Here is a 24,219-nt window from a genome sequence, read left to right as displayed (position 1 = left end):
CGCGCGAATTGCCTGTCGTTGCCAGCGGATCGAGCGTCGCTGGAGGTTGGTGCACCCTCCAGATTGCGACAAGACGGCATGCCTGCCGCGCTGGCGATGTCGCACACGTAGTGACACTCCTGCTGCTCTGCGATGCCCTCCACACCGCAAAGTGGCGCGGCGCACAGAACGCAACACAGCTGTAACTTTTACTACTGTGCTGTCATGGACTGTGCAAGTTTATCTGCCGGCACCTGTTGCCAGTCGCGATCGGCCGTGATGCGTATCGCCGCCGATCTTTGCATTGCACGTTTTCGGGGAGAGAGTCGTCATGCAATTTCATGTCCTGGGCGCGGCGATCTGCTGCGCGCTATCGTTGTCTGCTGTCGCCACTGCTGCGGATCTTTCCGCGGATGCCGCGGTGTCGCGCGCGCAATCCTTGTTGGGCAATCACGCTGCGGCGCTGGCCAATCGTGCAACGGCCGATGCGTTTGTCGCGCGCGACAGCATTGTCGATGCCGACGGCAGCGAGCATGTGCGCTTCGATCGTACGTATCAGGGCCTGCCGGTGATCGGCGGCGATGTGGTGGTGCATTCGCGGCGCGGAGTGATGCGTCAGCTGAGCCAGAGCATGGACACCAGCGTGCGCCCGAGCATCGTGCCCGGCATCGATGCCGACACGGCAGTGCGTGCGGCCGGTGCGCAGTTCGATCTGGCACCCGATGCCGCGCCGCGCGCAAGTCTGGCCTTGTATGCGCGCCAGGGCGCACCACGGCTGGTCTATGAAGTGATCTACAGCGGCATCAAGCCCGATCAGACGCCGACCGAAATGCATTACATCGTCGACGCAATCAATCAACGCATTCTCGAATCCTGGGACACGGTGCACACCGCATGCGCGGGTGGCACCAGTGCGGCCGGCACCGGGCGTTCGCTGTATGCAGGCAGCGTGGCGTTGGCAACGACGCGTTGCAGCAGCGGTTACGAGCTGACCGATCTGAGCCGCGGCAGCGGCGCCACCTACAACATGCGCAACAGCACCTCTGGCAACGGCACGCTGGTCACCGATGCCGACAACGCCTGGGGCAGCGGCGCCAACAGCGATACGGTGACCGCGGCAGTGGATGCGCATTACGGCGTGGCGTTGACCTGGGACTATTTCCGCACCACCCATGCGCGCAGCGGCATCGCCAACGATGGTATCGGTGCGCGCAGCCGCGTGCATTACGGTAGCCGCTACAGCAACGCGTTCTGGCAGGACAGCTGCTTCTGCATGACATTCGGCGATGGCGACGGCAGCACGTTCACGCCGCTGGTGTCGGTGGATGTGGCCGGCCACGAGATGACCCATGGCGTGACCAGCCGCACCGCGCGCCTGGTGTATTCGGGCGAGTCGGGCGGCCTGAACGAAGCCACGTCCGACATCATGGGCGCGATGGTGGAGTACTCCGCCAACAACAGCGCGCAGCCGGGCAACTACCTGATCGGCGAGAAGATCATCCCGGGCAACAGCAGCGGGACGCTGGCCTTGCGCTACATGTTCAAGCCCAGCCTGGATGGCGATTCGCCCGATTGCTACAGCAGCAGCCTGGGCTCGCTCAATGTGCATTACAGCTCGGGCGTGGCCAACCATTTCTACTATCTGCTGGCCGAAGGCGCGGTGGTGCCGAGCGGCTTCGGGTCGGGCACCAGCTGGAACGTGACGCCGGCCGGGCTGGTCTGCAACGGCAATACGGCATTGACGGCGATCGGCCGGGCGGCGGCCAGCCGCATCTGGTACCGCGCGTTGACGGTCTACATGACCTCCTCGACCAACTACGCGGCCGCACGCAGGGCCACGTTGAGCGCGGCCACCGATCTGTATGGCAGCAGCTCCACGCAGTACCGCGCGGTTGCCGCAGCGTGGAGCGCCGTGTCGGTCAACTGATGCACACCGGCCCCTGCCACGCGCACTGTGCGTGGCAGGGAGCACGGCTGCCACAGCGCCATCCGCGCGCGTATGCTTGGGTCATTCCTGGGAGGGAACATGACCGAACGCACCAAGACCGCGCGACCGATCGACCGCTATTTCGCCAGCTACGCCGACGATCACCGCAACACCACCAATCAGCAGATCCACGTGCTGGCGGTGCCGGCGATCCTGTGGTCGGTAGTGGCCCTGCTGTGGTGCATCCCAGTTGGCGGCACCTGGTTCAGCAGCGGCGTGTGGGCGGCGTTGTCGATGTTCGCGGCCTGGTCGTACTACAACCGCCTATCGCGTCCGCTCGGGCTGGGCATGCTGGGGATCTTCTTTTTCTTCGGCTGCCTGTGCCGGTTGCTCGAAGGCAGACTCGGGCTCGCCGGGCTGTTCGCCACGGCGCTGACGGTGTTCGTGCTGGCCTGGGTCGCGCAGTTCGTCGGCCACCGGATCGAGGGCCGCAAGCCGAGCTTCCTGACCGACCTGACCTATCTGCTGATCGGGCCGATCTGGGTGTTGGCCAAGCTCTATCGTCAGTTGGGTTGGCGGTACTGAGCGCGACGACAGCCATAACGTGGCCGGTCGCCGGCGTGGTCATGATCTGAAAGCAGCGGATTACGCCTGAGCGCTGCGGCGGCTAACGGTCATACTGCATCGCCCTGCACAGCAGAGCTAGCGGACCGCGCGCCATGCAGGTCTTCGAAGCACATACGCCCAGACGAGCCTCACTCGCCGATGCCGAGTTCTTCGGGCAGGGGACGAAAGGCGCGCGGCGCATAACCGAAGTCGCGACGCGCCGGTTCCAGGTCAAACACAAGGTCATCGCGCATGCGCTGCAATGCGGCCGCATTGATGCCACGCAGGCGCCCCAGCCGCTGCGCAGCGGTCAGGGCAAGGCCAAACAGTCCGGGCGGTACCTGATACAGCCGCGCCGGTCGTGGCAGCGCTGCCAGCACGCGCTCCACCATCTGCGTATAGGCCAGCACTTCGCCGCCGCCGACGGCATAGCTGCGCTGCTGTGTCGCCGGCTGGGTGACCACCGCCAGCGCGGCGCTGGCCAGATCGTCCACATGCACCGGCTGGCGCAGCCCGGTCGCGTTGGCCGGCAGCACGAAGGCGCCGGTGCGCTGCGCCAGCCCGGCGATCTGGGTGAGCGTGCGGTCGCGCCCGGCACCGTAGACCAGGGTCGGGCGCAGCACCGTCGCCCCGGCGCCACGCGCCTGGGCTGCGGAAAACAGCGCCTGTTCCGCATTTGCCAGGCGCTGTGCGACATCGCGCTCGGCCGCGTCGATCGAGTGTTCCTTGACCTCCAGGCTGGTGGAACCGAACGCCACGATGCGCGGAGCACGCACCGGATTTTCGACATACCAACGCGCGAAATGGTCCAGCGGACCGCAGCTGAAGATCACCTCGAATGCCTCGCCCGCGGCAGCCGGCATGGCCAGATCGCCCTGCCGCCAGATCAGCCCGGCGCGCGCGGCACGTGGCTGGCGCGACCAGGCCGTCACCTGCCAACCGCGGCCGAGCAGCCGCGTCAGCAGGCGTTCGCCGATCTGACCGCTGCCGCCGAACACCAGGGCGCGCGGCGCAGAAACGGCAGTGGACGGAGCGGGATCGGCAGCAGTCACAGGGCTCGGATGCAGTCTGGGTGATCCCAGCATAGCGAGTGACAGGCAGCGGCGCGACGCCGATCCGGCCGCGATTTGCGCAGGCGCGCAGCCACGGCGTTGACGCTGGCGTCAGTCAACGATTTGTTAAGCTCTCTGGCCTGCTCGCGAATCTTGTGTTCCCTGCATGCCTTTCTCGCTGGAAATCCTGCTTGCGCTGCCATTTGTGATGGCGGCCGCCACTGCGCTGCTCTGGCGCACCTCCCGTTCGATCACTGCGTGGTTGGCTGCAGCCGCGCCGTTGGGCGGGCTGGTCATCCTGGCGACGCTCACACCGGCCGTGTTGCGCGGCGAGGTGATCGGCAGCCAGTACGCATGGTTGCCGCAGATCGGCCTGATGTTCTCGTTGCGGCTCGATGGCCTGGCGTGGATGTTCGCGTTACTGGTGCTGGGCATCGGTGCGCTGGTGGTGATGTATGCGCATTACTACCTGAGTGCACGCGATAGCGCATCGCGTTTCTTCGCCTATCTCATGCTGTTCATGGGCGCGATGCTCGGCATGGTGCTGTCGGGCAATCTGCTGTTGCTGATGGTGTTCTGGGAACTCACCAGCATCAGTTCGTTCCTGTTGATCGGCTTCTGGTCGCACCGCAAGGATGCGCGCGAAGGCGCGCGCATGGCCTTCGTGCTGACGGCCGGTGGCGGCCTGGCCCTGCTCGGCGGCATCCTGATGATCGGCCGCATCGTCGGCAGTTTCCAGCTGGATGCAGTGCTGGCGGCCGGCGATCTGATTCGCGCCAGTCCGTTGTATCCGTATGCACTGGGGCTGGTGCTGCTGGGCATCTTCACCAAGAGCGCGCAGTTCCCGTTCCACTTCTGGTTGCCGCACGCGATGGCGGCGCCGACGCCGGTGTCGGCGTACCTGCATTCGGCCACGATGGTGAAGGCCGGCGTGTTCCTGCTGGCGCGCCTGCATCCTGCCCTGGCCGGCACCGACCTGTTCTTCTACACGGTCACCAGCATCGGTGCGATCACGCTGTTGCTCGGCGCATGGCACGCGATCTTCCAGCACGATCTCAAGGGCGTGCTGGCGTACTCGACCATCTCGCATCTGGGCCTGATCACCATGCTGTTCGGCCTGTCCACGCCGATGGCGGTGGTGGCCGGCGTGTTCCACATCCTCAACCATGCGGTGTTCAAGGCCTCGTTGTTCATGGCCGCCGGCATCATCGACCACGAGACCGGCACGCGCGACATGCGCAAGCTGGGCAACCTGCGCCGCCTGATGCCGGTCACCAGCGTACTGGCGATCACCGCCTCGCTGGCGATGGCCGGCGTTCCGCTGCTCAACGGCTTTTTGTCCAAGGAAATGTTCTTTGCCGTGGCGCTGGAAACCGATGCGCCGCAGACGATGCGGGTATTGGCCAGCATCGCCGCGCTGCTGGCCGGCCTGCTCGGCGTGGCCTATAGCCTGCGCTTCGTGCATGACACCTTCTTCGGCCAGGGCCCGCGCGACCTGGACACCACCCCGCACGAGCCGCCGCGCTGGATGCGGATTCCGGTGGATGTGCTGGTGCTGATCTGCGTGGCCGTGGGCATCGTGCCGGCCTGGACCATCGCGCCGGTGCTGCGCGCCGGTGCCAGCGCCATCCTGGGCGCGCGCCTGCCCGACTACAGCCTGGCGCTGTGGCATGGCTGGAACTGGCCGCTGGCGATGAGCATCGCCGGCATGGTGGGCGGCACCCTGTTGTACATGGCGCTGCGCCGCACGCTGGACATGCACGCGATCCAGAACCGCTCGCCCGGCAAGGCGCTGTTCAACTGGAACCTGCGCGCGCTGTTCGCCGGCACCGTGCGTATGACCGATGCAGTCACCAACGGCAACCTGCAACGCATGCTGATGCTGCTGGTGCTGAGCGCTGTCGTGGTGGCGCTGGTGCCGTTTCTGCAGGGCGGCGCATTGCCGGCCTGGCCCGCGCCCACCCCGCTGCCGCTGCTGGGCTGGACGATCTGGCTGCTGATGATCGCCTGCGCCCTGGGCAGCCTGTTCCTGTACAAGCAGCGCCTGCTCGCAGTGCTGGTGCTGGGTGGCACCGGCCTGGCGGTCAGCATGACCTTCGTGTTCCTGTCGGCACCGGATCTTGCGTTGACCCAGTTGCTGGTGGAGATGGTCACGCTGGTGCTGATGCTGCTGGCGATGAATTACCTGCCCGAGCGCTCGCTGCCCGAGCCCGCGCGCCTGCGCAAGCTGCGCGATGCCGGCATTGCCGTCGTCGGTGGTGCCGGGCTTGCCGCATTGGCCTATACCTTGATGACCCAGCCCAGCCACACGGTCGCCGGCGAGCTGCTGCAGCGTGCGCTGCCGGAAGCCTACGGGCGCAACGTGGTCAACGTGATCCTGGTGGATTTCCGCGGCTTCGATACCTTCGGCGAGATCACCGTGTTCGCGATCGCCGGGCTGGTAGTGCACGCGCTGCTGCGGCGCTCGCGGATGGCGCCGGAGCGCAGCATGCCCGGCCCGCCGATCAAGTTGCCGGTGCCGGCCGATCTGGCGCAGATCATGTTCCCGCTGACGCTGACGGTGTCCTTGTTCCTGTTCCTGCGCGGCCATAACGCGCCCGGTGGCGGCTTCATCGCCGGGCTGGTGCTGGCGGTGCCGTTGCTGATGCAGTACGTGATCCAGGGTGCCGCGTCGGTGGAATCGCGCTTCGGCTTCGACTACATCCGCCTGATCGGCATCGGCCTGCTATGCGCGCTGGTCAGCGGCGCCGGTGCGCTGGTGTTCGGCATGCCGTTCCTGAGCAGCGGGCATCTGGAGATTCCGTTGCCGCTGCTGGGCGACCTGGAACTGGCCAGCGCGCTGGGCTTCGATGTCGGCGTGTATCTGGTGGTGTTCGGTGCGGCGATGTTGATGCTGTCGATGATGGGCACGATCAAACCCTCGCGCACGCGCAGCTCGCAGCGCGGCGAGATCGACCCCACCCAACGTTCGACACGCACCGCGGAGCAGCATTGATGGAACTGGCAGTGGCAAGCGCGATCGGCGTCCTCACCGCATTGGCGATCTACCTGTTGCTGCGCGCACGCAGCTTCGACGTGATCCTGGGGATGACCTTCCTGTCGTACGCGACCAACCTGCTGATCTTCGCCGGTGGGCGGCTGCGCAGCGGCCAGGCGCCGGTGCTGCGCGAGGGCGTACCCGCCGACCTGATGCACTACACCGACCCGTTGCCGCAGGCACTGGTGCTGACCGCGATCGTGATCGCCTTCGCGATGACCGCAGTGAGCCTGGTGCTGGCGATCCGCAGCCGCAGCGACAACGGCAGCGATCATGTGGACGCGCATGAAGACGCCACCACCGGCGTGGACACGCGCGAGGCCCGGCGATGAGCCATCTGCTGATCCTGCCGATCCTGATCCCGATGCTGGGCGCGTCGGCGTCGCTGTTCGTCGAACACCGCCGCTATGGGCCGCGCGTGCAGCGCACGGTGGCATGGGCGAGCATGGCCTTGCTGGCCGCAGCGGTCATCGCCTTGTTCGCGCGCGCCGCCGAAGGCCAGGTGCTGGTGTACCTGCTCGGCGACTGGCCGGCGCGCATCGGCATCGTGCTGATGGGCGACCGCCTGTCGGCGTGGATGCTGTTGACCACCCTGATCCTGGGCGCGGCCTGCCTGCTGCATGCCTGCGCCGGCTGGGACCGGCGCGCGCCACATTTCCATGCACTGTTCCAGTTCCAGTTGATGGGCTTGAACGGCGCGTTCCTGACCGGCGACATCTTCAACCTGTTCGTGTTCTTCGAAGTGATGCTGATCGCCTCCTACGGCCTGCTGCTCAGCGGCGGGCGCGGGCTGCAGATGCGTGTGGGCCTGCATTACGTGGTGTTCAACGTGTGCGCGTCGACCCTGTTCCTGATCGCGCTGGGCCTGCTGTTCGGCGTGTTCGGCACCTTGAACATGGCCGAGCTGTCGCAACGCATCGCCGCGTTGCCGGCGCAGGACCTGCCGCTGGCCAAGGCCAGCCTGGGCCTGTTGCTGCTGGTGTTCTGCAGCAAGGCCGCGTTGCTGCCGCTGTACCTGTGGTTGCCGGAGACCTATTCGCGCGCGCCGGCGGCGGTGGCGGCGTTGTTTGCGATCATGACCAAGGTCGGGCTGTACGCGACGCTGCGGGTGTCGGCGCTGTGGTTCGGCGCCGGTGCCGGCGCGCTGCAGGGCTTCGGCCGCCACGCATTGCTGTGGCTGGGCATCGCCACGCTGCTGATGGCCGCGTTCGGGGTGATGGCCGCATCGCGGCTGCGGGTGATGGTGTCGTATCTGGTGGTGTTCTCGGCGGCGACGTTGTTCATCGCCTTCTCGCTGGACGATGCCGGCGCGTTGGGTGCGGGCCTGTACTACCTGCCGCATAGCAGCTTCGTGGCTGCGGCGTTGTTCATGGTGTCGGACCTGATCCGGCGTCGCCGCGGCAGCGCCAGCGACCGCAAGGAAGTGGTCGCGCCACTGCCGCGGCGCGGGATCCCCGGCGCGATGTTCATGGTCGCCGCGGTCGCGGTCGCCGGGCTGCCGCCGTTGTCCGGCTTCCTGGCCAAGGCCGCGTTGCTGCAGCACGTGCCCGAGGGCCTGGTCGGGCCAGTGTGGTTCGCCATCCTGGGCAGCAGCCTGCTGGTGGTGATCGGCCTGACGCGTGCCGGCGTGCGCCTGTTCTGGCGCGTGCCCGAAGCGGTGCAGGATGTTCCCGAGCTGCAGCCGCAACGGCGTGCACGCATGCGCCCGGTGGAAACCGCCGCCACGCTGCTATTGCTGAGCGGGCTGGTGGCGATGACGGCCGGTGCCGGCCCGTTGATGCGCTACACCGACGCGGCTGGCGTGCAACTGCGCGATCCCGGCGCCTACGTCGAGCAGGTCCGCGCCACCACGCCGCAACGGAGGCAGCCATGAGCACGCGCCTGCCGCTGCGCAGCCGGCTGCTGCCCTCGCCGTCGCTGAGCGTGACGGTCTTCATTTTCTGGCTGTTGCTCAGCGACAGCTTCGGGCCGCAGCAATGGGTGCTGGGCTTGTTGCTCGGCTGGGTGGTGCCGATCTTTGCGGCGCGCCTGGACCGCGAGTTCGCCCGCATCGGTTCGCTGCGTTCGGTGCCGCGCATGTTGCTGGTGGCCGCCGGCGACATCGTTCGCTCCAACATCAAGGTCGCCGGCCAGGTGCTCGGCCCGGAGTCGCGCATCCACCCCGGTTTCATCTGGGTACCGCTGGATATCGCCAACATCCACGGCATCGCCGCGCTGACCAGCATGATCACGCTCACTCCCGGCACGGTGTCGGCGGCGCTCTCGGACGACCGCAAGTATCTGCTGGTACACGTGCTGCACCTGGACGACCCGGACGCCTTGATCGCCGAGATCAAGACCCGCTACGAGAAGCCCCTGATGGAGATCTTTCCGTGACCGGCCACATGTTCATCGAATCGACCATCGTCATCTGCATGCACACGGTGGGCCTGGCCATGCTGATGGCGCTGTGGCGCCTGCTGCGCGGCCCGAGCGTGCCCGATCGCATTCTGGCGCTAGACACCCTGTCCATCACCGCCATCGCCGAGCTGATGCTGCTGGGCATGTACCTGGACTCGCCGATCTACTTCGAGGCCGCGCTGGTGATCGCGATGCTGGGCTTCGGCAGCACCGTGGTGCTGAGCAAGTTCGTGTTGCGTCGGGACATCGTCGAATGATTGCGCTGACCGAATATCTGCTCAGCGCGCTGTTGCTGGTCGGCACCTTCTTCATCCTGATCGGCGCGCTCGGCCTGGTGAAGCTGTCGGATTTTTTCAAGCGCCTGCATGCGCCGACCAAGGCCAGCACCCTGGGGGTGGGCTGCGTGCTGCTGGCATCGGTCGGCTATCACCTGTTCCTGGGTGTGGACCCGCAACCACGCGAGTTGCTGATCACCGTGTTCCTGTTCATCACCGCACCGATCAGCGCCCATCTGATGGCCAAGGCCGCGCTGTCGCTGATGATGGAAAACCGCCCGGAAGTACCCAACCATGGCGAGATGAAGAAGGAAGGCCTGCCCACACCGCAGACGCAAGGCGATGTGGGCGAAAACGCGGAAACCGCCAAACAGCACGCCGAGCCGGACAAGGATCCGCGCTGAGTTTTGCAGCTGCTTCGAGATCCCTGCCCGGATGGTCTCGACACATTGTTCTACGCGCCTGCTACCAATCGACTATGCGCGCGCACGCTGCGCTGCCGGAAGCCGCTTGCGCCGCCGATGCGGCGCAGCGGCGGCCGTGACGGATCAGCCGCAGCCTTCCACATAATCCACTTGCGGCGGCTGCCCGACCCGCCAGCTGCTGACCTTGCCGTCGGCATCGGTCTCGAACACCAATGCGGACCGGGTGGCCGCATCGGCTAGGCGCAGGGTGAACGCGCCGGGGACGTATTTGTGCGGCTGTTCGGTCAGACCTGCCGGATACAGCGCGCGCAGCTGCGCCAGCGTCATGCCGACCTTGCCGCCGCCCGGGGCGAGCTCCTTGGGTTCGTTGGTCTGATAACGCACAAGGCGATCGCCTTCGAACATGAAACCGAAGCGGCGTGCATCCTCGGCCCACTGCGGCCGTAGCAGATAGCAGCCGCCGTCGGTCGCCGGTTCGCCGCGCAGGTCGCCGCCCCAGGCAGCGCGCGCCTGCGCTGCGTCCATGCCCAGGCGCAGATCGCCGTACCCATCCAGGCGCGCGAGCGCAGCCGGCTGCTGGCGCAGTTGCGGCGGAAACGTGCCGGCCGGCGCAGTGGCCGGCGGAACCTCCCCGGCTGGCTGGTCGTTGGCGGCTGCCACCGGTGCGGGTGCCGCGTCGGGCGCGGCCGTGGTGGCGTCCTCGGCACGGTTGCAGCCGGTCAGCAACAGCAATGCGCCCATCAAACCGAGCAATCTGGTGGTCATGCATGCATTCCTTACGGGTCCGCTACAGCGTACACAGCCCACATCGCGACGATGTGCAGAACGCGCTGGCATTGCCTCGTACCGATGTCATCGGCGCTTCATTGGCGGCGGGCAAGCTGGGTGCCTCGCAGGACCGCCGCCATGACCCCACGCAAGACCGAGCTCGCCCTCACCGCGCTGCAATCGCACCGCAGTCCACTCACCTTGCTGCAGCGACGGGCGCTGATCCTGGCCGACGGCCAGCGCGATCTGGCAACGCTGGCCGTGCTGCTGGGCGGCGACGGCGCCGCGCTGGTGCATGCGCTCTGCGCGATGGGCTATCTGGAGTTCGGCACGCAGGCAGGGAGTGCGACACGCACTGCCCAGGCGTCTGATTCCTCGCCGGCGGGCGTGCTCGGTACCCACGTGACGCCGCCAGCGGCACCACCGAGCGAAGAAGACCTGCAGCGCCAGCGCCGTCGCGCGGCCACCAATGCACGGCTGTACCTGCTCGACATCCTGCAGCTGCAACGTGACCCGGCCGCCGCGGCGCTGCATCGGCAGCTGCAGGCCGCACGCGCCGAGGACGCCATCGGCGCCGCTATTGCCGACGCGCTGCGCGCGTTGCCGCAGATCACCTCGGCAAGCTACGCCGAGCGCGTACGTGCCCGGATTGGCGAGCTGTTGCCGGATGCGCTGCAGGCGGCTTGAGCGGACAACTGGAACCCTCGATCCGGCACCTGCGACCCCTGGCTGCCGTAGTGCCTGATCAGCACATTCGCCCAACTGCCTGAGTTACTGCGCATCCTCTGAACCGGGCGCCTGAAACGCCGCGCGCAATCCGGACCAGCACTGCTGGTAGTCGCCCTGCCGGTGCGCGGCCTGCAAGGCCTGCTGGGTGGGACGCAGCACCGCACGCGTTTCGAACATAAAGGCCATGGTGTCGGCGATCACATCCGGGCGCGTCAGGTCCGCATGCGAGGCCTTGTCGAAGGTCGCCGCATCCGGGCCATGCCCGCTCATGCAGTTGTGCAGCGAGGCACCACCCGGTGCGAAGCCGTCGGCCTTGGCGTCGTAGACCCCGTGCACCAGCCCCATGAACTCGCTGGCCACGTTGCGATGGAACCACGGCGGGCGGAAGGTGTGCTGCGCCACCAGCCAGCGCGGCGGGAAGATCGCAAAATCCATGTTCGCCGTGCCATGCGTGTCGCTGGGCGAGGTCAGCACGGTGAAGATGCTCGGATCCGGATGATCGAAGCTGATCGAGCCGATGGTGTTGAAGCGGCGCAGATCGTAGCGATACGGCGCGTAGTTGCCATGCCAGGCCACCACGTCCAGCGGTGAGTGGCCGATGTCCGCACGCCACAGATGGCCCTGGAATTTGGCCACCAGCTCGAACGCACCTTCGCGCTGTTCGTAAGCCGCATGCGGCGTTTCGAAGTCGCGCGCATTGGCCAGCCCGTTGGAGCCGATCGGCCCCAGGTCGGGCAGCCGCAGCACTGCGCCGAAGTTTTCGCAGACATAGCCGCGCGCCTCGCCATCGGGCAGCTCGACGCGGAAACGCACACCGCGCGGTATCACCCCGATCTGCTGCGGCTCCAGCTCCAGCACACCGAGCTCGCTATGGATGCGCAGGCGGCCCAGTTGCGGCACCAGCAACAGCTCGCCATCGGCATCGTAGAAGAAGCGATCGTGCATCGATGCGTTGGCCGCATACAGATGCACGGCGACACCCGACATCGCCTCCGGCCCGCCGTTGCCGGCCATGGTGTACAGACCGTCGACGAAATCGGTTGGCGTGGACGGCAGCGGCAATGGGCTCCAGCGCAGTTGATCCGGCGGCACCGGGCCGCGCCCGAAATCGTTGTGGAGCTGCGACTGTTCGACCAGGGAAAAACTGCCATGCACGGCCGCCGGGCGGATGCGGTACAGCCAGCTGCGCCGGTTCTCGCTGCGTGGCGCGGTGAACGCGGTGCCGGACAACTGTTCGGCATACAACCCGTGCGCCACACGCTGCGGCGAGTTCTGCCCCACCGGCAAGGTACCGGCCACCGCCTCGGTCGCAAACGCGTTGCCGAAACCGGTCATGTAGTGCTGGTTGTTATGCATGGCATGCGTCCGGATCTTGGCCCTCCCTTCCCGGATGCAGAAGGTTGGGATTGAATTGAATCAGGCCGCTTTCCTACCGTAGAAGAGCTAACCTGGCGGATTAAGCCCCTCTCCTCGCGGGGAGAGGGGCTTTAACGACGTGCGTCTTCGTTGCTTTGTGTCGTCGGAAAAATACCTTGCCTGAGCGCGCTTGATTGCGACCACTTGCCGCCCGCTTCGTTGGATCCGTACCGGAACTACATCCGACGTGACGGGCAGCCAGGCTGGACATCGCAACACTTTGCACCACTCAAGCCCGCACCGACCCAGTTAACCGCACCAACCACAAATCCCGAATCCCGAATCCCGAATCCCGAACAGCGAATCCCCAATCCCGCCCTCAAAGCACCCCACGCTTCATCTGATCGCGCTCGATGCTCTCGAACAGCGCCTGGAAATTGCCTTCGCCGAAGCCCTCGTTGCCCTTGCGCTGGATGATCTCGAAGAAGATCGGGCCGATGCAGTTCTGGGTGAAGATCTGCAGCAGCTTGCGCTGCTTGGTGTCCACGTCGGCATCGATCAGGATCTTGTTGCGGCGCAGGCGTTCGACATCCTCGCCGTGGTCGGGGATGCGCAGGTCCACCACGTCGAAATAGGTGTCCGGCGTATCCAGGAATGTCACGCCGGCCTCGCGCATCTTTTCCACCGAGCTGTAGATGTCGTCGGTGAAGCAGGCGATGTGCTGGATGCCTTCGCCGTGGTAGGCGTCCAGATACTCGTTGATCTGGCTCTTGGGGTCGGAGGACTCGTTGAGCGGAATGCGCACGATGCCGTCCGGTGCGGTCATCGCCTTGGACACCAGGCCGGTCTTGGCGCCCTTGATGTCGAAGTAGCGGATCTCGCGGAAGTTGAACAGGCGCTCGTAATAGTCCGACCAACGCTGCATGTTGCCGAAGTACAGGTTGTGGGTCAGGTGGTCGATGAAGGTCAGCCCGAAGCCGGCCGGGTGCTGGTCGGCGCCTTCGATCGGCTCGTAGTCGGCGTCGTAGATGCTGCCCGCATCGCCGTAGCGGTCGACCAGATACAGCATGCAGTCGCCGATGCCCTTGACCACCGGGGCCGGCACGGCGCGAGTGTCGGCCTTGTCCTGCACCGCTTCGCCGCCGTTGCCCAGCACGGTCTGCAGCACCGTCTCGGCCGGGGTGCGGAAGCGGATCGCAAAGCCGCAGGCGCTCGGGCCGTGCGCGGCGGCGAAATCGGCGGCAAACGAATCGGGCTCTTCGTTGAGCAGGAAGTTGACCCCGCCCTGGCGATAGACGGTAATGGCACGGCTGCGGTGGCGCAGCACCGCGCTGAAGCCCATCTTGCGGAAATAGTCGTGTAGCTGCGCCGCCTGGTCGGCCGGTGCGGCGAATTCGACGAATTCGAACCCGTCGATCCCCATCGGATTGTCGAAGGTGGTGACCTGCATGCCCAGGTTCGGGCGGGTTGCGGTACTGCTCGGTTGTGCGCTCATCGTCGTTTCTCCACGCTAGGCCGTCCGCAGGGCTATGCGGGGTGGCAGAAGACCCGCGAGAATGCGCAGGCCACCCAAGGTTTGTAGTTGCAAATGAAACCAAAATCAAGACACAGCGCAACATGAGCGATCTCGACGCCCCCACCCCACCGCCACATCCTGTGCTGCTCAATCTCGAGCAGTTCCTGCCGTATCGCCTGAGCGTGCTGTCCAACCGTATCAGCAGCAACATCGCCAAGGTCTACGGCGATCGTTACGGCATGGCGATCCCCGAGTGGCGGGTGATCACCATCCTGGCGCTGTATCCGGGTTCCTCGGCCAGCGAGGTCTCCGACCGCACCGCGATGGATAAAGTTGCAGTCAGCCGCGCCGTGGCGCGCCTGCTGGAGCGCGGCTTCATCCGCCGCGAAACCCATGGCGACGACCGCCGCCGCTCGATGCTGGCACTGTCGCCGGCCGGCCGCCAGGTCTACGAGACCGTCGCCCCGCTGGTCAACGAGATGGAACAGCGGCTGATGTCGGTATTCAGTGCCGAGGAGCAGCAGATCCTGGAAAAGCTGATCGACCGGCTGGCCAAGGACGGGCTGCCGCGCATGGCCGGCAAGGACTGATAAAAAAACCCCCGCAGTGCGGGGGTTTTTGCATGCCACGGCAACGACGGATCAGGCCTGCGGCGGCGCCCACTGCTTGAGGAAGTCGAACAGCTTGCGGCGGTCGAAGCCTTCGCCCTTGCGCAGGTCCGGGCCGGTCTGGGTGGTCAGCAGCTTGCCGTCGTTGTCCAGCACCAGCAGCGATGGATAGTCGTTGAGCTGGGCGAACTGCGACAGGAACGCGGCATTCTCGTTGGCCGCATCGCGATTGACCTTGACCACCACAAAGTGCGCATCGCGGAAGCTGCGCAGCTCCGCATCGCCGCCCATCAGTTCGTCCAGCGCCTTGCACGGCTCGCAGGCCGCATTGCCGACATTGAGCACGATGCGCTTGCCGCCGCGCTTGGCCTCGACCTTGGCGGTCTCCAGATCGGCGGCCGGATCGCGCGAAGGGTCGTACTGCGCATTGAGCGCCGCCGCCGCGGCGATGTCCGCCGCAGTCGGCGTATTGCCCGAGGACACCGGCTGGCTGGGATCGGCGCTGGGCGGCTTCTGCATCGAGGTATCCAGCGGCCGTGGCGCCTCCTGTTGCTCGGTGGGCTGCCCGCAGGCGCTCAACAGACCTGCCAGCAGCAGGCCACAGACAGTGGGTTTGATCGGCATCGCTGTTCTCCTCACTTCACACCATGCATCAGTTTGTTGATCAACGGCGCGATCAGGAACAACACCGCGCCAGCGCCCAAGAGCGCCCAAAATCCGAAGGTATACCCGCTCAGGGCCGAAGACACGCTCATCCCTTCGCTTCCGCTGACATGCCCGGCAAAAATGCCCGACAGGTTGTTGCCGATGCCGGTGGACAGGAACCAGCCGCCCATTCCGAAACCGACCAGGCGCACTGGCGCCAGCTTGGTCACCATCGACAGGCCGATCGGCGACAGGCACAGCTCGCCCACGGACTGGATCACGTACACCATGAACAAGGTCCAGAACGGCACCTTGCCAGCATCGTTGACCAGGCTCGACAGTGCAAACATCAGCAGCAGGAACGCCAGGCCGTTGAACAGCAGGCCCAGGCCGAACTTGCGCGGAATCGACGGGTTGAAGCGGCCGGCCTTGACCCAGATCCAGGCGATGACCGGCGCCAGCGTGATGATCGCAATCGAGTTCACCGACTGGAACCAGGCGGTCGGGAAGGTCCAGTCGCCGAAACTGCGGTCGACGATGTTGTCGGCCAGGAAGGTGAACGAGCTGCCGGCCTGTTCGAAGAACATCCAGAACAGCACGTTGAAGGCGAAGATGATCAGCATTGCGATCACCTTGTCGCGCTGCACCTTGCCTTCGCGGATGCCTTCGACCAGCAGCATCACCGACAGGCCGACGAACAACACGGTCAGCACGATCTGCAGCACGTCCGCACCGACGGCGAGCAGGAAGTACACCACCGGGATCGCCAGCACGCAGCCGACCAGCACCATCAGCACGCGGCCGATGCCCTGCGCGTTCGGCGCCGGTGCACCGATGCCCTTGAGCTGCGCGCGGCCGATCCAGAACCACACCAGGCTGATCAGCATGCCCACGCCGGAGGCCATGAACACCATCTTGTAGGACGGCATGGCGTCGGTGCCGAACACCTTTTCGGCCAGCAGCTGGGTCAGCACCGGCGAGATCATCGCGCCGAGGTTGATGCCCATGTAGAAGATGGTGAAGCCGCTGTCGCGGCGCGGATCGGCCACCGAGTACAGCTTGCCGACCATGGTGGAGATGTTCGGTTTGAACAGCCCGTTGCCCACCACCACGGTGGCCAGGCCGATCTCGAACATGGTGTGGTCGGGAATGGCGATCAGGAACAGGCCGGTGGCCATCACGGCCGCACCGACCAGGATCGAGCGTTGGTAGCCGAGCACGCGGTCGGCCACGTAGCCGCCGAAGATCGCTGCCGCATACACCAGCGCCAGGTAGGCGCCATAGGTGCGTCCGGCCGGCGCCTGGCCGGTGGCATCGCCGTTGAAGAACTGCGCCACGATGTACAGCACCAGCGCCCAACGAATGCCGTAGAACGCGAAGCGTTCCCAGAATTCGGTCATGAACAGCATCCACAGCGGCCGGGGATGACCGAGCAGCGTGGGGAACTCGGGCGGTGCCGGCGGCGGCGGAGTGGCGGCGGAAGTCGGCGCGGTAGCGTCAACACTCATGGAATGTCCCTTGCGTATTCAGTAATGGCTGGGTGCCCGGAGCGTACCCCGGGAGACGCGCGAGGATCACTTAGACGTCATGTACGCGTCAAATTCGCAGGACTCGCCGGCCTGATCGCGGCCGCTCTACGGGGATGACGCCCGTAGCGACCCGCTCAGCCCTTTTCAGGGTCGCCGCGGCCACCACCCACCGGCTCACGACCTTCCACCCCCACCGAGGTGCGCACGTCAAACAGCTCCGGGAAGAACGTCAGCGCCAGCGCCTGCTGCAGAAATCCCACGCCGCTGGACCCGCCGGTGCCGCGCTTGAAGCCGATCACCCGCATCACCGTGCGCATATGGCGGAAGCGCCAGAGCTGGAACTGGGTTTCCACATCGACCAGGTCCTCGCACAGCGAGTACTCGCGCCAGTAGCGGTCGGTGTTTTCGTAGATGCGCTCGAACACCGGGCGCAGGCTGTCGTCGGCCACATGCGCGCAGGTCCAGTCGCGGGCCTGGTATTGCGGCGGAATCGCATGCCCGAAGCGCGCCAGGTAGCGCAGGAACTCCTCGTACAGGCTGGGCGCTTCCAGCACCTCGCGCAGCCGCGCCTGCCCCTGCGGGTCATACGCGAACACCTGCAGCATCTGCGGGTTCTTGTTGCCGAGCAGGAACTCGATATAGCGGTATTGCAGCGACTGGAAGCCGGACGAGGGGCCCAGCACATCGCGGAATCCCATGTACTCGCTCGGCGTCAGCGTTTCCAGCACCGACCACTGTTCGGTGAGCTGGCGCAGCACCTGCTTGCTGCGCGCCAGCACCTTGCGGCACTGCCAGACCTGGTCGTTCTGCAGGTGCACCATCGCCGCGCGCAGCTCGTGCGCCAGCAGCTTCAGCCACAGCTCGGAGGTCTGGTGCTGGATGATGAACAGCATCTCGTCGTGGTGCGCCGGCTCGGACAGGGGCTGCTGCGCCGATAGCAACTGGTCCAGCCGCAGATAGCCGCCGTAGGTCAGCCGCCCCTCCAGATCGGTGTGGATGCCGGGTTCCAGGTCACGCAGGTTCTTGTCGACGGGCATGGCGGTGCAGGTGGATCGGGCCGGTCAGGGTAGCTCAGTGGCGGGGATTGGGGATTGGGGGGATTGGGGGGATTGGGGGGATTGGGGGGATTGGGGGGATTCGGGATTCGGGAGGCAGTAGTTGCAGCGCGCGGCTTTCCTGCATATCGCCGCATGTCGCTGCCGTGGCAGCGTCCGGTTTGCCTGGGTGGCCTGCTTGCTTGGCAGCCTGACGATGCCGTGGCGTACGCGACCGGTACTTCACACCTGAAAAATCCTGCCGCTTTCGACCGCGTAGTCGCAGTCGCTGCGCCGGTGTCACCGTATCGTCAACCAAGGTCTGCAAATTCATGCAGAATCGAACGGCGCTGCCGGCCAGGGACGTGGCCGGACCAGGGGAGCGCTTCACGTCTCATGGATCAGGGGACTCTCATCTCATGCATGTGTTGCAGCGTCGTGCAGCCTTACTTCTCTGTGCGCTGGCGGTTGCCGGCCACGCCAATGCCCAGGTCGTCATCAGCCAGGTCTACGGCGGTGGCGGCAACAGCGGTGCCACTTTCCGCAGCGACTTCGTCGAGCTGCACAACATCGGCAGCACCACGGTCAGCCTGGACGGCTGGTCGGTGCAATATGCCTCGGCCGCAGGCAGCAGCTGGCAGGTCACGCCGTTGGCAGGCAGCATTCCGGCCGGCGGCTACTATCTGGTCAAGCAGGCCGATGGCAGCGGCGGCAGCGTCGCACTGCCTACGCCCGATGCCACCGGCACCATCGCCATGGGCGGCGGCGCCGGCAAGGTGGCGCTGAGCAACAGCGCCTCCGCGTTGAGCGGCGCCTGCCCCACCGGCAATGCCGATCTGGTCGGCTATGGCAGCACCGCCAGCTGCGCCGAAGGCAATGCGCCCACGCCGGCGCCCAGCAATACGCTGGCAGTGCTCCGCGGCGGCGATGGCTGCACCGACACCGACAACAACGCGGCCGATTTCGCCACCGGCGCGCCGGCGCCGCGCAACGCCGCCAGCCCCGCACGGCTGTGCAGCGGCGGCGGCCAGCCGATCGCCACGCTGGCCGACGTCAGCCAGGCCGAAGGCAACAGCGGCAGCCGCAGTTTCGTGTTCACGCTGAGCCTGAGCCAGCCGGCCGGCGCAGGCGGGGTGAGCTTCACCGCCGCCACCGCCGATGGCACGGCCACAGCCGGCAGCGACTATGTCGCCCTGCCCGCCTCCAGCGTCCGCATCGCCGCCGGCGAGCGCAGCGCCAGCATCACCGTGGAGGTGCTGGGCGACACCACGCCCGAACCCGACGAGACCTTCGCGCTGCAGATCAGCGGCCTCACCGGCGCGTTGCCGGCCACGCTGAGTGCCACCGGCACCATCCTCAACGACGACTTCAGCCTGCTGCCGATCCACGCCATCCAGGGCAAGGGCGCACGCTCGCCGCTGGAAGGCCAGGTGGTCGCCACCTCGGGCATCGTCACTGCCCGTCGCAGCGCCGGCTTCTTCCTGCAGGCAGCGGATGCCGAAACCGATGGCGATCCGGCCACCTCCGAAGGCGTCTACGTCTACACCGGCAGCGCACCGCCGGATGCCGCCGCCATCGGCAACCGGGTGCGCGTGCAGGGCACGGTGCTCGAGTACGTGCCCACCGCCGACCCGACCCAGCCGCCGCTGACCGAGATCGGCGGCAGCCTGACCGTGCTGCTGGATTCCACCGGCAACCCGTTGCCGATGCCGGTGGCGTTGAGCGCGAACTTCCCCAACCCGAACGGCGCCTTTGATCAGCTCGAAGCGCTGGAAGGCATGCGTGTCACCGCCGCCAGCCTCACCGTCAATGCCCCCACCGGCGGCAGCGTCAACGAGACCAACGCCAGCGCCACCAGCAATGGCGTGTTCCATGCGGTGGTCACCGGCCTGCCGCGCGCCTTTCGCGAGCCCGGCGTGCAGTTGCCCGACCCGCTGCCGGCCGGCTCGCCTGCCGGCGTGCCGCGCTGGAACACCAACCCGGAAGTGATCGCCGTCGGCAGTGCCGGCGTGGGCGCCGAACGGCTGGATCTGGCCTCCGGCTGCGTCGTGCTGGATGTCACCGGCCCGCTGGATTACAGCTTCCGCCGCTACACGCTGTATCCGGAACGCACCCCGCAGGTGAACTGCAACGGTGCCGACCAACCGCGCCCGGCACCGGTACCGCAGGCCGACGACGTGGCCGTGGCGACCTACAACATGGAGCGCTTCTTCGACGACCAGAACGACCCGGCGATCGGCGAACCGGTGCTCACCCCGGCCGCGTTCCAGGCCCGCCTCAACAAGGCCTCGCTGGCGATCCGCAACTACCTGCACACGCCCGACATCCTGGGCACGGTGGAGGTGGAAAACATCAGCGTGCTGCAGACCCTGGCTGCGCGCATCAACGCCGATGCCATCGCCTCCGGCCAGCCCAACCCGCAGTACGTGGCCTACCTGCAGGAAGGCAATGACGTCGGCGGCATCGACGTCGGTTTCCTGGTCAAGACCGGTGCGGTGTCGGCCGGCATGCCGCGCGTGGAAGTGGTGTCCATCGCCCAGGATGGCAAGACCACCACCTGGACCGAACCGGGCGGTGGCGTGAGCCTGCTCAACGATCGCCCGCCGCTGGTGCTCAGCGCCAGGGTGCATCAGGCCGATGGCCGCGTGCTGCCGCTGACCGCCATCGTGGTGCATCAACGCTCGCTTAACGGCGCCGAGACCGACGATGCCGCAGGCACCCGCATCCGCGCCAAACGCCAGGCCCAGGCCGAGTACCTGGCGCGCCTGCTGCAGACGCGCCAGCAGCTCGACCCGGCCGAACAGGTGCTGGTGATGGGCGACTTCAACGCCTTCGAGTTCAACGACGGCTATGTGGATGCGATGGGCACCGTCACCGGCAGGCCGGCGCCGGATGCGCAGACCGTGGTGAGCGGCGATGGCGCGGACCTGGTCAACCCGGACTACACCGACCTGACCTGGTTCAACACGCCCGACCAGAGCTACTCGTACGCCTTCGACGGCAACGTGCAGTCGCTGGATCACATCCTGGCCAACGAGGCGCTGATGCGCGCACCGGGCATCGCCTCGCTGTCGGTGGGCCACGCACGCATCAATGCCGACTTCCCCGGCACCGCGCGCAACGATGCCAATACGCCCACGCGCTTGTCCGACCACGACCCCACCGTGGTGCTGCTGCGCATGGCGCCCGCGTTGCGTGCCGACCTGGGCGCAACGGTCACTGCGGCACGCGCACAGGTCACCGAAGGCGAGCGCATCGACTTCAGTGTGGATGTGGACAACCGTGGGCCCGACAGCGCGGCGTTTGCCGCAGTGGCACTGGCCTTCGATGCCGCGGTCAGCCCACGGGTCACCGCGGCACCGGGCTGGAGCTGTCAGGCGCCGGAAACCGCGACCCAGACGGTGGTCACCTGCACCATCGCCTCGCTGGCAGCCGGTAACGCACAGCGCTTTGCCGTGCAGGTCGACGCTGGCGCGGAACTGGCAGGACGCACGCTGACCCTGGCCGCCTCGGTCGCCTCGCAAACGCCCGACCCGCAGCCGGACAACAACACCGACACCGCCGCAGTCAGTGTGCAGCCAGCGCTGCGCAGCGATCTGGCAGTGCGCCTGGAAGGCCCTGCCACGCTGCCGACCACCGCCTTCAACGCCACCTACCGGGTATTGCTGGACAACCGCGGCAACGCAGCGGCCACCGGTGCCAGCGTGCGGATCGAAGGCAACACGGTATCGGCCTTGTCGCTGCTGGTGCCGCCCAGCGGCTGGCGTTGCACCAAGCAACTGCCGTCGTTGCGCAACGCAGTGTTTGTCTGCAGCACCGCCGCCGCAGTGCAGCCGGGCGCGCAGGCCGTGTTCCAGCTGACCGTCGCGGCAAAGCCGATCCCGGCCGAACGCGCGGTGCGGGTGCAGGCCAGCGCCAGCTCGACCTCGCCCGATGCCAACCCGGCCGACAACGCGGCGCTGATCGTCACCCCGATCGGTGGAGGTACCGGCCGCCGCTGATCGCAGTGCAACACGTCGCAGTTCTGTACTGCGACAAAGGGCGCGGCCTGGTCCGCGCCCTTTTTTTTGTGCAAGCCAGCATCATTGTGTGCTGCGGTGCAGGACAGCTTTTTGCTGCGTGGTCCTTAACATCGCAACTCATATCATTTGAAACTTCTTGGTGAAGGTGTCGCCGCAATGAGCGTAGCCGCGCAGTTCGAGATCGAATACCTGCAATACATGGATGCGGACGGCCAGATCGTCCGCGACGACCTGCCGGCCGACGCCGCCAACCCGCAACAGTTGCTCGCGCTGTTCAAGCGCATGCTGTTCGTGCGCACCTTCGACAGCAAGTCGGTCGCGCTGCAGCGCACCGGCAAGTTGGGCACCTATGCGGCCTGCCTCGGCCACGAAGCCACCCATGTGGGCATCGGCGCATCGATGCGCAGCGGCGATGTGTTCGCACCCAGCTATCGCGAGTACGGCACCATGTTCGAACGTGGCGTGCGCCCGCGCGACGTGCTGCTGTACTGGGGCGGCGACGAACGCGGCAGCGACTATCCGCGCGATGCCGATGCGGCGATCGACTTCCCGATCTGCGTGCCGATCTCCACCCAGTGCCTGCACGCGGCCGGTTCGGCGCTGTCGTTCAAGCTGCAGGGCAAGCCGCAGGTCGCTGTGGCCTGCTGCGGCGATGGCGGCAGCTCCAAGACCGACTTCTACGCCGCGCTCAATTCGGCCGGTGCCTACAAGCTGCCGCTGATCCTGTGCGTGATCAACAACGGCTGGGCGATCTCGGTGCCGCGCTCGGCGCAGACCGGCGCGCAGACGCTGGCGCAGAAGGGCCTGGCCGGCGGCCTGCATTGCCTGCAGGTGGACGGCAACGACCTGATCGCAGTGCTCGAGGCGATGCGCCAGGCGCGTGCGCGTGCACTGGCCGGCGACGGCGGCACGGTGATCGAGTTCCTGACTTACCGCCTGTCCGATCACACCACCGCCGACGATGCGCGGCGCTACCGCGGCGAAGAAGAGGTCAAGCAGGGCTGGGCGCGCGAGCCGCTGCTGCGCCTGCGCCGTTATCTCACCGCGCAGGGTCTGTGGGACGAGGCGCAGGAAACCGCCTGGAAGGCCGAATGCGGTGCGCGCGTGGACGAAGAAGTCAATGCCTACCTCAACACGCCGGTACAGCCGGTCGAAGCGATGTTCGATTACCTCTACGGCGACCCGCCGGCCGAGTTGCTGGCCCAGCGCGCCGAGGTGATGGCGCAGGAGGCCCGTCATGGATGAGCTCAACCAGTCGCACCTGGCTGCGACACAGCAGCAGGCCAGTGCCCCTTACAACGCCGCAGCCACGCGCGGAGAGATCGCCATGAGTTCGCCCATCACCCTGATCGAAGCCATCACCCAGGCGCTGGCCTGGGAGCTGGAACACGACCCCGCGGTGCTGGTGCTGGGCGAGGATGTCGGCGTCAACGGCGGCGTGTTCCGCGCCACCGCCGGCCTGCAGCAGCGCTTCGGCAGCGAGCGGGTGCTGGACACGCCGCTGGATGAAACCACCATCGCCGGCCTGAGCGTCGGCCTGGCCGCGCAGGGCATGAAGCCGGTGGCCGAAGCGCAGTTCGACGGCTTCGTGTATCCCATGGTCGATCACCTGATCTGCCACGCCGCACGCCTGCGCAACCGCACCCGCGGCCGCCTGCATTGCCCGATGGTGCTGCGCGTGCCGTGGGGCGGCGGCATCCGCGCGCCGGAACATCACAGCGAAGCCAACGAGGCCATCTTCACCAACGTGCCCGGCCTGCGTGTGGTGTTGCCATCCTCGCCGCAGCGCGCCTATGGCCTGTTGCTGGCCGCGATCCGCGACCCGGATCCGGTGATCTACATGGAGCCCAAGCGCATCTACCGCCAGTACAAGGAGGTGGTCGCCAACGATGGCGAGGCGCTGCCGCTGGACGTGTGCTTCGTGCTGCGCGACGGCACCGACGTCACCCTGGTCACCTGGGGCGCGCAGGTCAAGGAAGCGCTGGAAGCGGCCGACAAACTGGCCGGCGAAGGCATCAGCGCCGAGGTCATCGACGTGGCCACGCTGCGCCCGCTGGACTTCGACACCATCGCCGAATCGGTGGCCAAGACCGGCCGCTGCGTGATCGTGCAGGAAGCCCCGCGCACCGCCGGCTTCGGTGCGGAGATCGCCGCGCAGCTGGCGGAAAAATCGATGTACGACCTGCTCGCACCGGTCGAACGCGTCACCGGCTACGACACGCATATCCCGCTGTTCCGGCTGGAAATGAAGTACCTGCCGAGCGTGGAGCGCATCGTTACCGCTGCCCGTCGCGCGGTGGCCGCCGGCTGA

20 protein-coding genes are annotated in these 24,219 nt (G+C 66.7%); 13 read left to right on the top strand and 7 right to left on the bottom strand.

Features of this window, described 5'->3' with window-relative positions:
• Positions 1-310: 310 nt before the first annotated feature.
• Both ABQ039_RS02240 and ABQ039_RS02235 read left to right on the top strand, forming a co-directional pair.
• Positions 311-1,906: a M4 family metallopeptidase gene (locus ABQ039_RS02240; protein WP_184609988.1), complete on the top strand. Its 1,596-nt coding sequence runs from the start codon at positions 311-313 to the stop codon at positions 1,904-1,906.
• Between the two features lie 99 nt (positions 1,907-2,005).
• Complete coding sequence (locus ABQ039_RS02235; RefSeq protein ID WP_104577302.1) at positions 2,006-2,491, top strand: DUF962 domain-containing protein; 486 nt, start codon at positions 2,006-2,008, stop codon at positions 2,489-2,491.
• A gap of 170 nt (positions 2,492-2,661) precedes the next feature.
• Here the strand turns inward: ABQ039_RS02235 and ABQ039_RS02230 are convergent, their stop codons facing one another.
• Positions 2,662-3,564: an NAD-dependent epimerase/dehydratase family protein gene (locus ABQ039_RS02230; protein ID WP_184609986.1), complete on the bottom strand. Its 903-nt coding sequence runs from the start codon at positions 3,562-3,564 to the stop codon at positions 2,662-2,664.
• 166 nt (positions 3,565-3,730) lie between these two features.
• Here ABQ039_RS02230 and ABQ039_RS02225 point away from each other — a divergent pair, with 166 nt between their 5' ends.
• Genes ABQ039_RS02225 through ABQ039_RS02200 form a run of 6 tightly spaced genes read left to right on the top strand, consistent with a single transcriptional unit; the run spans position 3,731 to position 9,680 of the window.
• Complete coding sequence (locus tag ABQ039_RS02225) at positions 3,731-6,559, top strand: monovalent cation/H+ antiporter subunit A (protein WP_184609983.1); 2,829 nt, start codon at positions 3,731-3,733, stop codon at positions 6,557-6,559.
• Positions 6,559-6,933: a Na+/H+ antiporter subunit C gene (locus ABQ039_RS02220; protein ID WP_016901335.1), complete on the top strand. Its 375-nt coding sequence runs from the start codon at positions 6,559-6,561 to the stop codon at positions 6,931-6,933. The genes ABQ039_RS02225 and ABQ039_RS02220 overlap by 1 nt, the downstream gene beginning before the upstream one ends.
• Positions 6,930-8,474, top strand: coding sequence for a monovalent cation/H+ antiporter subunit D (locus ABQ039_RS02215; protein ID WP_102583227.1), 1,545 nt, complete (start codon positions 6,930-6,932; stop codon positions 8,472-8,474). Before ABQ039_RS02220 ends, ABQ039_RS02215 begins: the two co-directional genes overlap by 4 nt.
• Positions 8,471-8,977 (top strand): Na+/H+ antiporter subunit E, encoded by a 507-nt coding sequence (locus ABQ039_RS02210; RefSeq protein WP_047127937.1) that lies wholly within the window; start codon positions 8,471-8,473, stop codon positions 8,975-8,977. The genes ABQ039_RS02215 and ABQ039_RS02210 overlap by 4 nt, the downstream gene beginning before the upstream one ends.
• Positions 8,974-9,258: a K+/H+ antiporter subunit F gene (locus tag ABQ039_RS02205; RefSeq protein ID WP_046345450.1), complete on the top strand. Its 285-nt coding sequence runs from the start codon at positions 8,974-8,976 to the stop codon at positions 9,256-9,258. Before ABQ039_RS02210 ends, ABQ039_RS02205 begins: the two co-directional genes overlap by 4 nt.
• On the top strand, positions 9,255-9,680 hold the full coding sequence (locus ABQ039_RS02200) for a Na+/H+ antiporter subunit G (RefSeq protein ID WP_047127936.1): 426 nt from the start codon (positions 9,255-9,257) through the stop codon (positions 9,678-9,680). Before ABQ039_RS02205 ends, ABQ039_RS02200 begins: the two co-directional genes overlap by 4 nt.
• 144 nt (positions 9,681-9,824) lie before the next feature.
• Here ABQ039_RS02200 and ABQ039_RS02195 read toward each other — a convergent pair whose 3' ends face one another.
• Positions 9,825-10,442 carry a lectin gene (locus tag ABQ039_RS02195; RefSeq protein WP_184610447.1) on the bottom strand — a complete coding sequence of 206 codons (618 nt, stop codon included), beginning with the start codon at positions 10,440-10,442 and terminating at the stop codon, positions 9,825-9,827.
• Between the two features lie 165 nt (positions 10,443-10,607).
• On the opposite strand from ABQ039_RS02195, the gene ABQ039_RS02190 reads away from it, so the two are divergent.
• Complete coding sequence (locus tag ABQ039_RS02190; RefSeq protein WP_184609981.1) at positions 10,608-11,156, top strand: hypothetical protein; 549 nt, start codon at positions 10,608-10,610, stop codon at positions 11,154-11,156.
• 84 nt (positions 11,157-11,240) lie between these two features.
• On the opposite strand, the gene hmgA is transcribed toward ABQ039_RS02190, so the two are convergent.
• Entirely contained in the window at positions 11,241-12,554 is a 1,314-nt protein-coding gene (gene hmgA, locus ABQ039_RS02185; protein WP_046345446.1) for a homogentisate 1,2-dioxygenase, read from the bottom strand.
• Between the two features lie 379 nt (positions 12,555-12,933).
• Entirely contained in the window at positions 12,934-14,049 is a 1,116-nt protein-coding gene (hppD, locus tag ABQ039_RS02180) for a 4-hydroxyphenylpyruvate dioxygenase (RefSeq protein ID WP_046345445.1), read from the bottom strand.
• A gap of 122 nt (positions 14,050-14,171) precedes the next feature.
• On the opposite strand from hppD, the gene ABQ039_RS02175 reads away from it, so the two are divergent.
• Entirely contained in the window at positions 14,172-14,660 is a 489-nt protein-coding gene (locus ABQ039_RS02175; RefSeq protein ID WP_024938218.1) for a MarR family winged helix-turn-helix transcriptional regulator, read from the top strand.
• Between the two features lie 51 nt (positions 14,661-14,711).
• Here ABQ039_RS02175 and ABQ039_RS02170 read toward each other — a convergent pair whose 3' ends face one another.
• The 3 genes from ABQ039_RS02170 to ABQ039_RS02160 form a co-directional block, all read right to left on the bottom strand.
• The gene (locus ABQ039_RS02170) at positions 14,712-15,302 is read right to left on the bottom strand and encodes a thioredoxin family protein (protein ID WP_016901644.1); all 591 of its coding nucleotides are present in this window, start codon (positions 15,300-15,302) and stop codon (positions 14,712-14,714) included.
• A gap of 11 nt (positions 15,303-15,313) precedes the next feature.
• Positions 15,314-16,831, bottom strand: coding sequence for a peptide MFS transporter (locus ABQ039_RS02165; protein WP_046345443.1), 1,518 nt, complete (start codon positions 16,829-16,831; stop codon positions 15,314-15,316).
• 155 nt (positions 16,832-16,986) lie between these two features.
• On the bottom strand, positions 16,987-17,889 hold the full coding sequence (locus tag ABQ039_RS02160; RefSeq protein ID WP_039531404.1) for a tryptophan 2,3-dioxygenase: 903 nt from the start codon (positions 17,887-17,889) through the stop codon (positions 16,987-16,989).
• A gap of 416 nt (positions 17,890-18,305) precedes the next feature.
• Here ABQ039_RS02160 and ABQ039_RS02155 point away from each other — a divergent pair, with 416 nt between their 5' ends.
• From ABQ039_RS02155 to ABQ039_RS02145, 3 genes are all read left to right on the top strand, one after another.
• Positions 18,306-21,887, top strand: a complete 3,582-nt coding sequence (locus ABQ039_RS02155; RefSeq protein ID WP_349778097.1) for a lamin tail domain-containing protein — start codon at positions 18,306-18,308, stop codon at positions 21,885-21,887.
• A 177-nt stretch (positions 21,888-22,064) separates the two neighbouring features.
• Entirely contained in the window at positions 22,065-23,153 is a 1,089-nt protein-coding gene (gene pdhA / locus ABQ039_RS02150; protein WP_016901647.1) for a pyruvate dehydrogenase (acetyl-transferring) E1 component subunit alpha, read from the top strand.
• Positions 23,146-24,219 (top strand): alpha-ketoacid dehydrogenase subunit beta, encoded by a 1,074-nt coding sequence (locus tag ABQ039_RS02145; protein WP_039515775.1) that lies wholly within the window; start codon positions 23,146-23,148, stop codon positions 24,217-24,219. The genes pdhA and ABQ039_RS02145 overlap by 8 nt, the downstream gene beginning before the upstream one ends.

Origin of the sequence: Xanthomonas sp. WHRI 6108, assembly GCF_040202385.2 — a bacterium.
Classification (GTDB): domain Bacteria; phylum Pseudomonadota; class Gammaproteobacteria; order Xanthomonadales; family Xanthomonadaceae; genus Xanthomonas; species Xanthomonas arboricola.
The sequence above is the reverse complement of the archived record's forward strand: the minus strand, read 5'-3'. Positions and strand labels throughout refer to the sequence as shown.

Excerpts from the sequence above, each read along its gene's own strand:
- ABQ039_RS02240 (WP_184609988.1), top strand. The coding sequence starts at position 311 with ATGCAATTTCATGTCCTGGGCGCGGCGATCTGCTGCGCGCTATCGTTG.
- ABQ039_RS02235 (WP_104577302.1), top strand. The coding sequence starts at position 2,006 with ATGACCGAACGCACCAAGACCGCGCGACCGATCGACCGCTATTTCGCC.
- ABQ039_RS02225 (WP_184609983.1), top strand. The coding sequence starts at position 3,731 with ATGCCTTTCTCGCTGGAAATCCTGCTTGCGCTGCCATTTGTGATGGCG.
- ABQ039_RS02220 (WP_016901335.1), top strand. The coding sequence starts at position 6,559 with ATGGAACTGGCAGTGGCAAGCGCGATCGGCGTCCTCACCGCATTGGCG.
- ABQ039_RS02215 (WP_102583227.1), top strand. The coding sequence starts at position 6,930 with ATGAGCCATCTGCTGATCCTGCCGATCCTGATCCCGATGCTGGGCGCG.
- ABQ039_RS02210 (WP_047127937.1), top strand. The coding sequence starts at position 8,471 with ATGAGCACGCGCCTGCCGCTGCGCAGCCGGCTGCTGCCCTCGCCGTCG.
- ABQ039_RS02200 (WP_047127936.1), top strand. The coding sequence starts at position 9,255 with ATGATTGCGCTGACCGAATATCTGCTCAGCGCGCTGTTGCTGGTCGGC.
- ABQ039_RS02195 (WP_184610447.1), bottom strand. The coding sequence starts at position 10,442 with ATGGGCGCATTGCTGTTGCTGACCGGCTGCAACCGTGCCGAGGACGCC.
- ABQ039_RS02190 (WP_184609981.1), top strand. The coding sequence starts at position 10,608 with ATGACCCCACGCAAGACCGAGCTCGCCCTCACCGCGCTGCAATCGCAC.
- hmgA (WP_046345446.1), bottom strand. The coding sequence starts at position 12,554 with ATGCATAACAACCAGCACTACATGACCGGTTTCGGCAACGCGTTTGCG.
- hppD (WP_046345445.1), bottom strand. The coding sequence starts at position 14,049 with ATGAGCGCACAACCGAGCAGTACCGCAACCCGCCCGAACCTGGGCATG.
- ABQ039_RS02175 (WP_024938218.1), top strand. The coding sequence starts at position 14,172 with ATGAGCGATCTCGACGCCCCCACCCCACCGCCACATCCTGTGCTGCTC.
- ABQ039_RS02170 (WP_016901644.1), bottom strand. The coding sequence starts at position 15,302 with ATGCCGATCAAACCCACTGTCTGTGGCCTGCTGCTGGCAGGTCTGTTG.
- ABQ039_RS02165 (WP_046345443.1), bottom strand. The coding sequence starts at position 16,831 with ATGAGTGTTGACGCTACCGCGCCGACTTCCGCCGCCACTCCGCCGCCG.
- ABQ039_RS02160 (WP_039531404.1), bottom strand. The coding sequence starts at position 17,889 with ATGCCCGTCGACAAGAACCTGCGTGACCTGGAACCCGGCATCCACACC.
- ABQ039_RS02155 (WP_349778097.1), top strand. The coding sequence starts at position 18,306 with ATGCATGTGTTGCAGCGTCGTGCAGCCTTACTTCTCTGTGCGCTGGCG.
- pdhA (WP_016901647.1), top strand. The coding sequence starts at position 22,065 with ATGAGCGTAGCCGCGCAGTTCGAGATCGAATACCTGCAATACATGGAT.
- ABQ039_RS02145 (WP_039515775.1), top strand. The coding sequence starts at position 23,146 with ATGGATGAGCTCAACCAGTCGCACCTGGCTGCGACACAGCAGCAGGCC.